General features: G+C 69.0%; 8 protein-coding genes and 1 pseudogene. 4 read left to right on the top strand and 5 right to left on the bottom strand.

What is annotated here, in order from left to right; translation table 11 throughout:
• Positions 1-294: AAA family ATPase (locus tag AB0J09_RS46660; protein ID WP_360706424.1), on the bottom strand; the 294-nt coding region annotated here is incomplete at its 3' end.
• Between the two features lie 551 nt (positions 295-845).
• Positions 846-1,877 carry an Rv2578c family radical SAM protein gene (locus AB0J09_RS46665; RefSeq protein WP_360706427.1) on the bottom strand — a complete coding sequence of 344 codons (1,032 nt, stop codon included), beginning with the start codon at positions 1,875-1,877 and terminating at the stop codon, positions 846-848.
• A gap of 134 nt (positions 1,878-2,011) precedes the next feature.
• Here AB0J09_RS46665 and AB0J09_RS46670 point away from each other — a divergent pair, with 134 nt between their 5' ends.
• A complete protein-coding gene (locus AB0J09_RS46670; protein WP_360706429.1) occupies positions 2,012-2,293 on the top strand; it encodes a DUF3040 domain-containing protein in 282 nt (93 codons plus the stop codon).
• 207 nt (positions 2,294-2,500) lie between these two features.
• Here the strand turns inward: AB0J09_RS46670 and AB0J09_RS46675 are convergent, their stop codons facing one another.
• From AB0J09_RS46675 to AB0J09_RS46685, 3 genes are all read right to left on the bottom strand, one after another.
• Complete coding sequence (locus AB0J09_RS46675) at positions 2,501-3,358, bottom strand: polysaccharide deacetylase family protein (protein ID WP_360706431.1); 858 nt, start codon at positions 3,356-3,358, stop codon at positions 2,501-2,503.
• 121 nt (positions 3,359-3,479) lie between these two features.
• The gene (locus AB0J09_RS46680; protein ID WP_360706434.1) at positions 3,480-3,968 is read right to left on the bottom strand and encodes an OsmC family protein; all 489 of its coding nucleotides are present in this window, start codon (positions 3,966-3,968) and stop codon (positions 3,480-3,482) included.
• Complete coding sequence (locus AB0J09_RS46685) at positions 3,965-4,609, bottom strand: GntR family transcriptional regulator (RefSeq protein ID WP_360706436.1); 645 nt, start codon at positions 4,607-4,609, stop codon at positions 3,965-3,967. The genes AB0J09_RS46680 and AB0J09_RS46685 overlap by 4 nt, the downstream gene beginning before the upstream one ends.
• A gap of 509 nt (positions 4,610-5,118) precedes the next feature.
• On the opposite strand from AB0J09_RS46685, the gene AB0J09_RS46690 reads away from it, so the two are divergent.
• The 3 genes and pseudogenes from AB0J09_RS46690 to AB0J09_RS46700 form a co-directional block, all read left to right on the top strand.
• Positions 5,119-6,192, top strand: a complete 1,074-nt coding sequence (locus AB0J09_RS46690) for an NAD(P)-dependent alcohol dehydrogenase (protein ID WP_360706439.1) — start codon at positions 5,119-5,121, stop codon at positions 6,190-6,192.
• Between the two features lie 63 nt (positions 6,193-6,255).
• Positions 6,256-8,085, top strand: a complete 1,830-nt coding sequence (locus AB0J09_RS46695) for a glycoside hydrolase family 15 protein (protein WP_360706441.1) — start codon at positions 6,256-6,258, stop codon at positions 8,083-8,085.
• Positions 8,082-8,876, top strand: a pseudogene (locus tag AB0J09_RS46700) (glucose-6-phosphate dehydrogenase); the annotation flags it as partial. The gene AB0J09_RS46695 and the pseudogene AB0J09_RS46700, both read left to right, overlap by 4 nt.

Consider the following 8,876-nt stretch of genomic DNA (forward strand, 5'->3'; position numbering starts at 1 on the left):
CGGCCCGCCGTCGAAGTCGTCGCGTGCGAAGCCGGTCTCCGCGAGCAGCCTGCACAGCCCTTCGTAGGGCACCTGGCCTCCGGAGGGCACGCCGGCCACCGTCAGCACACGCGCGCCCCTGACCGTGGCTTCGGCGGTGGCGGCTGCGAGCAACGCCGATTTGCCGATGCTCGCCGCGCCGCTCAACACCAGCGCGCCGCCGCCCTCCTTCAAGCCGTCCAACACGGCCGGCAGGTTCGGTAATTCGGTGTCTCGTCCCACGAGGGCGTGCTGTGTCACGAGGACGATGCTCACACCGCGCACCACCTTGCCCGTCCGCTTCAGCCCACGCGCTCCCTGAGCGCTTGAGATGGGCGGTCGTGCCGGCTGAGCGGCCTCGCGAGGGCGGCCGCATGATCAACGTGCACGCCCTGGTCGCCCACGCGGTCAACGCCAACGGCCGGCGAGATAGCCTTAAGTTGCAGCCCAGGACGGCGTCGGCCGGCCCGCGCCGCCTGGTGGCCCGTCGCCTTTCCGGGCGCCCGATGCCCACCGCAGGCTGGTCGAGGCGATCAGCGCGCCCTTGCCGGGCACGACGTGTGATGCGGATGCCGCCTCGCGAACCATGATCGTCGTCTTGGCGTCGGCCTCGTGGGACAAGCGCCTCGGCGGGAACGACATCTTCCTCGCCGACAACCTCAACGCCGTCGCATGGAGCGTGTTCATGGACTAGCCGGCACACCCGGAGGCGGTGGCGCTCGCGGCCAGAGGTACGGCGGATGTGCGAGGTCCGCGTCGCCGCCGCTCGGCCGCGGTCATGACCCGCTGAGCGGCCTGCCGGCCGACGGCGAGTGTGGGGGAGGACGTCACAGCAGACGCAGCTGCTCCGGTCGGTCCGGAACGGGCGCGGGCCGGGGCGGCAGGCGGCGGGCCATGGCCGGGGTGGCGCGGCCGACGCCGTGGCGTTCGGCCAGTTCCTTGACGAGGCCCGTCACGCGCTCCTGGTACGACTTCGGAGCGTACGCGCCCCGCCCGTACAGCTCCAGATACCGGGGCACCAGGCGCGGATGCTCGCGCGACAGCCACCCCAGCCACCACTCCCGCGCCCCGGGCCGCAGGTGGAGGACGATCGGGGCGATGTGGGTGGCGCCGGAGGCGGCGATCTCCTTGACGGTGGCCTCCAGCTGGGCGGGGGAGTCGGTGAGGTACGGGAGGATCGGGGCCATTAGGACGCCGCAGGCGATGCCGTTGTCGCTGAGCGTCGCGCATGTCTCCAGCCGTCTGCGCGGGTTGGGCGTGCCGGGCTCCACCGCGCGCCACATCGCCGGGTCGACGAAGCCGACGGACAGGTTGGTGCTCACGTCCGTGACGTCGGCGGCCTCCGTCAGCAGATCGAGGTCCCGCAGGATCAGGGTGCCCTTGGTCAGGATCGAGAACGGGTTGCGGGCGTCGCGCAACGCGGACAGGATGCCGCGCATCAGCTGGTAGCGGCCCTCCGCGCGCTGGTAGCAGTCGACATTGGTGCCCATGGCCACGTGGTGGCCGCCCCAGCGGGGCGAGGCCAGCTCCTTGCGGGCCAGCTCGGCGGCGTTGACCTTGACGACGATTTTCGAGTCGAAGTCCGCACCGGCATCAAAATCTAGATACTCGTGCGTCTTTCGGGCAAAACAGTAAATGCAGCGATGAGTGCACCCACGATAGGGGTTGATCGTGTATTCGAACGGGACCCGGCTAGCCCCCGGAACCCGGTTAATGATGGATTTGGCCCGGATCTCGTAGAAGGTCATCCCCTTGAACTCGGGCGTGTCGAACGTGCGGGTGACCGCACCGCGGGCGAACAGCGGCACGGCCGGATCGTCCCGGCCAGGCCCGGCCAGGCGCAGGTTGTCCCAGCGCATGCCATGATTAGAACAAAGGTTCGAGCTTGATCGCAAATCGAAAAGGGGTTGCAATTAACTGGTCAGGTGGGGGCTAATGATCTTCAGGGTTGGGCAGAAAGACGTCGCAGAGCTTGCGTTCGGGAGGTGCACCTATGGCCTGGTCGCAGGACGAGGAGCGGATGCTTGCCCAGATTGAGCAGCACCTCGTCGACGACGATCCGCGACTCGTCGCACGGCTGGAGTCGTTCAATGATCGAGTGCGTCGCAGCGAGGAGAAGGCCAAGGGGCAGCGAGTGCGCCGGCACCGGCCGCGCCGCTCGACGGTCATCATCCTGATCAGCTGGCTCCTCATCGCCACGCTGGTCGCCACCCTTCTGATCATGGTCCTCCGCCACGAGGCCGCCGCCGCACTGGCCCTGGCCGCCTCCTTCTGACCACAGCACCCCTCCCGCGCCCCGCATACCCTCCGGCCCCCGCTGGCGATCGCGCCCCGCATACCTCCCGCCCCCTGCTGACGATCGCGCCCCGCCACTTCCCGGCCGCCACCCTCAGGAACCGCTCAGGCCGCTCTCTTCGGTTGTCGCCTTCCGGGTGTCGCCTTTCGGCTGCCGTAGCGTGGGGCTCCCGAGGACAGGGGCACCTTAGGCTGCGCCCTCGCCCCCTGCCGAGGCGGTCCAAGCCGCCTGGAGGGCTCTGTAGTCCAGCACGACGATCCCTTCCCGCTCGAGGAGCTCGCGCGCCTCCGGCGACGTGAGGAACTCGTAGTCGGTCCGCCGCACACGCCACCCGTCGGGGTCGATGGCCCGGGCCTCCTCGTCCCCCAGCCCCGGATGGACGGCCCACTCGCTCAGCCCGGACGGCAGCTCGCGCAGCAGCCTCGCGTACGTGGCCGACTTGTCGTCGAGGCCGAGCCCGAAGCTGTCCAGGAACTCGTGCTCCACCACCGGCAGCCCCCGCGCCCGCAGCTTCCGGCGCGCCGGGTCGAGCCAGGCCCGCACCGCCAGGCCGTACTCGTCGGCCAGTGCCACAGTCAGATCGAAGATGTCGGCACGTCCGCCGTCGGCCAGGCAGTGCCAGTCGAGGTGGGTCGGCGCCGGCCCGGCGTCCGTCACCGCTGCGATCTGCGCGCGGAACTCCCGCTCCACCTCGTCGAGCCGGGCCTGCGCGAGCAACTCCGGTATGCGGTCCGGCGAGAACAGCTCACCCGTCCCGTCGAGCAAGGACGGCACGTTCTCCTTCCCCGCCAACGGCCCCCACCGGCGACGGGGCATCTCGCACACCAGCGTCAGATGGATCCCAAAGGGGATCTCCGGCCGCTCCCGCAGCAGGTCCATGGCGTGCCCCGCCGCCGGGCAGGGCGGCATGAGGCTGCACGAACTGGAGATCCCCTCCTCGATCGAGCGCACGACCGCCTCGTTGACGGCACGGTACATCCCGAAGTCGTCGTTGTTCACGATCAGCAGGCGCGCGTCAGGCTCGAATCCAAGGAGCTCGTTCATGATCCCAGCCTGTCGGGTCGCTAAGGACGGTATCCACCCGTTTTCGCCGCAGGCCGCACCCAAGCGTCACGTACGCGGGCCGGAAGTTCCCGTCCGACGAGTGCCCAGCCCGGGGCCGCCTTCACGAGGCCGCGGCGTCCTGGCCCTGGCTGCGGATGGTCGGCTCGTGACGTACCGGGAAATTCACGGAACTGGCGATAAAGCAGGACTCATGGGCATCTTCGTGCAGCTTGACGGCAGCGTCCACCATGTCGGGCGACGCCACGGTGACCGTCGGGCGCAGCACCACCTCGGTGAAGTGGCCGCCGTCCGCCGTCTCCGCCATGGTGCCGACCGCGTTGTCGACGTACTCGGTGACAACGACGCCCGCGACGGAGCACTTATGCAGATACGACAGCATGTGGCATTGCGAGAGCGAGCCGACCAGGAGCTGCTCCGGGTTCCAACGCGACGGGTCGCCGCGGAAGGCGGGGTCGGAGCTGCCCGCGATGGCCTGCGGCCCCTCGGCGGTCAGCTCGTGATCGCGGCCGTAGTCTCGGTAGCCGCTGGTGCCGGTGCCCTTGTCGCCGGTCCAGGTCACGACGATCGGATAGGTGTGCTGGCGGGTCATGCTCGCTCCTCCTCGCTGCGGGTGATGATATGGGTGTCGAGTACGTGTGCGCGGGCCACCCTGGCGGCCTCCTCCGCCTGGCCGAGGACGATCGCGGCCACGAGCTCCTCGTGCTGGCCTGAGACGTGCGCGGGCCGCGACGGCGGCGCGAGCGAACGCAACGTGGACACCTGGATCTGGTCCCAGATCCGCTCCAGCGCGTGCAGCGCCATCGAGTTGCCCGCCAGCTCCGCGATCAGGCGGTGAAAACGGCGGTTGAGCCGCACGGCCTCGGCGAGCCGCCCCTCGGCGGTGGCGGTCGCCGTCTCGGTCGCGACGCCACGGAGGTCGACGAGGTCGGCGGGGGCGATGCGGCCCTCGCGCTGACGGATGGCGGCCAGCTCGGCGGTGAGCGCCTCCAGCGCCGCCCGTACCTGATAGGCCTCCTCCAGGTCGCTCCGCTCCAGCGCCACGACCACCACGCCGCGCCCGGAGGGCCGCACGAGGCCGTCGGCGGCGAGCGCCCGCAACGCCTCCCGTACGGGGGTCCGGCTCATCTCCAGAGCGGCCGAGGCCTCCATCTCGGTCAGCCGCGCCCCGGGCGGGTAAGTGCCGTCAAGGATCAACTCCCGCAGCCGGCTCCGTGCCACATCGGTCTGCATGCAACCCAGGCTAGCGCTTTGCATGCATTGCATGCAAAGCATGCAATGTTCGGATCGTCGGCGTGCGCCGTCCTGGTCGTGTGGTCGCCCCGTAAGGTCGATGGCCGCGGTGGGATCCCAGGGACGCCGGCGTGCGCGTTCTGGTCGTTCGGCCGGCGACGGCTGCCGTGAGATCTCGGGCTGCTCATGAGGATCGCGCGTCCGGGGTGGTCGAGCGCATTCGGAATGCTGCCCTTTATGGATGCGGCCCTTTATATACGTGAACCGTGCTTGACCCTTCCGTACGTGTGGCTCATGACGTATCGGCATTCCGATCTACGGCCGCGGCACCGAAGAGCGCCTCCGTTATTGCACACGTCGATCCGGAACGAGGAGGTCGGCGTTACTCGATGAGCCCGGCAGGGTAGGCACGCCATCGGTGGCAGCCGTTTTTGGGGGACGCGGCACGTGGCGCTGCCCATCGCGGTCGATTTTCAATCGGCGTGTCGCCGAAAACGGGCAGCACAATCATGGAAGAACGAATCGGGGGAACTGTGAAAGCGTTCGTGATGAAGGAGATCGGGCGCGTCGGTTTCCTGGAAAAGCCCATGCCGCGCCCGGGTCCGCTGGATGCCGTCGTACGGACGACCACCGCCCTGATCTGCACCTCTGATTCGCACACGGTCAAGGGCGGGATCGGCCCTCGGGAGAACCTGACACTCGGCCACGAGGCGGTCGGTGTGGTGCACGAAGTGGGAAGCGAGGTGAAGGCCTTCCGGCCCGGCGATCGCGTCCTGGTCGGCGCCGTCACCCCCGACTGGGGCGATCCGGCCTCTCAGAACGGGCATCCGTCACAGTCCGGCGGGCCGTTGGGCGGGTTCAAGTTCGCGAACTCCAAGGACGGCGTTTTCGCCGAGTATTTCCACGTGAACGAGGCCGACGCCAACATGGCGAAGATACCCGAAGGGGTCACCGACGAGATGGCGGCCTACTGCGCCGACATGCTCTCGACCGGCTTCATGGGCGCGGAGAACGGTCATATCCCGATGGGCGGGACGGTGGCCGTTCTGGCTCAGGGCCCGGTGGGGCTCATGGCGACCGCGGGAGCCAAGCTCTGTGGCGCCGGCCTCGTCATCGGGGTCGAATCGGTCCCCCGCCGCAAGAAGCTCGCGCAGACCTACGGTGCGGACGAAATCGTGGACTTCACCCGGGAGGACGTCGTCGAGCGGATCCTCGAACTGACCCAGGGACAGGGAGTGGACACCGCCATCGAAGCCCTCGGCGCGGACGCGACCTTCCAGACCGCCATCAAAATCACCAAACCCGGCGGGACGGTGTCCAACACCGGTTATTACGGGGAAGGCGAATTCGTGCGTATTCCCCGCGTCGAGTGGGGTGTCGGCATGGCCGACAAGACGATCACGACGGGGCTGTGCCCAGGCGGCCGGCTGCGTATGGAACGCCTCCTGCGAATACTGGCGACCAAGCGGGTCGATCCCACCCATATGACGACCCATACGTTCCGCTTCGATGAGATGGAGCGGGCCTTCGAGATATCGGACAAGAAACTCGAGGATGTCGTGAAGGTCCTGATCACCTTCTAGCGCCGCTACGGGGCGACGTTCGCCCCGTAAGGAGCGCGCCGTACGACGGAAGAGGAGCCCGGCATGCTTGATCCCGATCCACCATTCCGCCCGGTTCGCCGATGGGAGGGCTACCTGCCGCTGGAGGATCTCGGCCTCATCGGGGACGGCATGACGGCGGCGCTGGTCGGCCTGGACGGTTCGATCCCCTGGCTGTGCCTGCCCCGCTTCGACAGCGACCCGCTGTTCTGCGGCTTGCTGGATCACGCACAAGGCGGACATTTCACGCTGACGGTGGAGGATCTGCTGGAGGCCCGGCAACGCTATGAGCCTGACACCGCGGTGCTGGTGACCGAATTGCGTAGCCCGACCGGCCTGGTCAGGATCACCGATGCGCTGGCCCTGCGCTCCGGCGCCGACCTCACCGACGATGCGGGCGCGAGCCGTGCGGAGCTCGTCCGTTGCGCCGTCGTGCTGGACGGAACAGTCCGCCTGCGGGCGGAGCTGCGGCCCCGCGGTGGCGGACAGACCCGCCTCCTGGGCAGCGGCCTCGAGGTGCGGGCTTCCCGGCGGCCGGACCTGCGCCTGCATCTGCGCTCCAACCGCCCCCTGACCGGCCTGCACACCGTGCACGACCTGGAACAGGGCGACCGTCTCGATCTGGTCCTGTCCTGGGGCCGCATCCACCGCCACCATCGCTTCGATCCTGAGGCGGTGCTCCGGGAAACCGCCGAGGCGTGGCGCCGCTGGATGAGGAACTGCCGCTACAGCGGCCCGGAGGAATCGCTGGTCCGCCGCGCCGCCATCACGTTGAAACTGTGCGACGACTGGGTCAACGGCTCGTTGGTCGCCGCCCCCACGTCCTCGTTGCCCGCGCCGATCGGCGGCGTCCGCAACTGGGACTACCGCTACACCTGGATCCGGGATGCCGCTTTCGCCGTGTTCGCAATGCGCCGCATCGGGTTCGACGGCGAGGCCGACGCCTTCCTCGGCTGGGTCCTCGACGCCTTCGAACAGAGCCGTCAGCCGCGGATCATGTACAGCCTCCGCGCCGACCCCGTCCCCGAGGAGATCCAGGACGCCGAGCTGGAAGGGTACCGGCGCTCCGCTCCGGTGCGATGGGGTAACGGCGCGGCAGACCAGCGCCAGCACGACGTCTACGGTGAGGTGCTGGACTGCGCCGACCAGTGGCTGCTCTCCGGGGGTGAGATCCAGCCCGCGCTGTGGTCCGGCCTGGCCGAGCTGGCGGAGGCCGCCGTGAGCGCGTGGCGGCAGCCGGATCAGGGCATCTGGGAGGTACGCAGCGAGGGGCGGGTCTTCACCTACTCCGCCGGAATGTGCCAGGTGGCTCTGGACCGGGCCGCGGCGATCGGTGAGCGGCTCGGCCTGCCCGGGCAGACCACGACGTGGCGCGCCACAGCCGGCAAGTTGCGCCAGCTCATCCTGGACCAGTCCTGGAACGAGGACGCACAAAGCCTGAGCGAGCACCTCGACGGCGGCGGCGGCCTGGACGCCAGCCTGCTCGCGCTTCCGCTGCGGAAGGTCATCCCGGCCGACCACCCGCGGATGGCGGCCACCACCAAGGCCATCGCTGAACGCCTGTCGGCCGGGGGTGGTCTGCTCTACCGCTACCTCCACGACCGCTCACCCGACGGCCTGCCCGGTGACGAGGGCGCCTTCCTGCTGTGCAGCTTCTGGCTGGTCGAGAACCTCGCCCTGCAAGGCCACATCGAACAAGCCGAGGAGCTGTACGCCTCACTGTGCGCCCGTGCCAGCCCGCTCGGACTGCTGCCGGAGCAGATCGACCCGTCGACGGGCACGTTCATGGGCAACTTCCCCCAGGCGTTCAGCCACATCGGAGTCATCGCCGCCGGCGTCGGTCTCGCACGAGCGAAAGCAGGCATGACGGCATGATCAACCGGCTCGTCATCTTCGGCGCCACAGGCGATCTCAACGCGCGTTACCTGCTCCCGGCCCTGGCCGCCCTGCGGGCGGCCGGGCATCTCGGCAACCGGTTCCAGCTGACCTGCGCTGACAGGGCGGACTGGACCGGCGAGCGATTCCGGCGCTGGGCAGCCGATCAACTCGACCGGCACGGCGACTCCTCGCCCGTCGGCGCCAGGAAGGCGATCACCGACTCCGCCCGTTACCTGCAGGCCGACGCCACCGACGTCACCGACGTCGCCCCGGCCATCGACGGCGACGGTCCCGTCGCCGTCTACCTCGCTCTACCCCCAGCGATCTTCCCCGGCACGGTCACAGCCCTGCACCGCGCGGGCCTGCCACCGGGGAGCCGGATCGTGCTGGAAAAGCCGTTCGGCGAAGATCTGGACAGTGCGGTGGAGCTGAATAGGCTGCTGTCCGAGGTCGTTCCGGAGCAGGCGGTGTTCCGCGTCGACCACTTCCTGGCCATGACGACCGTCCAGAACGTGCTCGGCAGCCGACTGGCCAACCGTGTACTGGAGCCCATCTGGAACAGCGCGCACATCTCCGAGGTGGAGATCGTCTGGGACGAGTCCATCACGCTGGAAGGCAGAGCGGGCTACTACGACGGCACCGGGGCGCTCAAGGACATGGTGCAGAACCACCTGCTCCAGGTGCTGTGCCTAGTGGCCATGGAGCCGCCGCTCAGCCTCGGCGAGCGCGACCTTCGCGACCGGAAGATCGACGTGCTGCGCTCGGTGCGCCCCCTCACCGACGACGAC

The organism is Nonomuraea sp. NPDC049784, assembly GCF_040659615.1.
Classification (GTDB): domain Bacteria; phylum Actinomycetota; class Actinomycetes; order Streptosporangiales; family Streptosporangiaceae; genus Nonomuraea.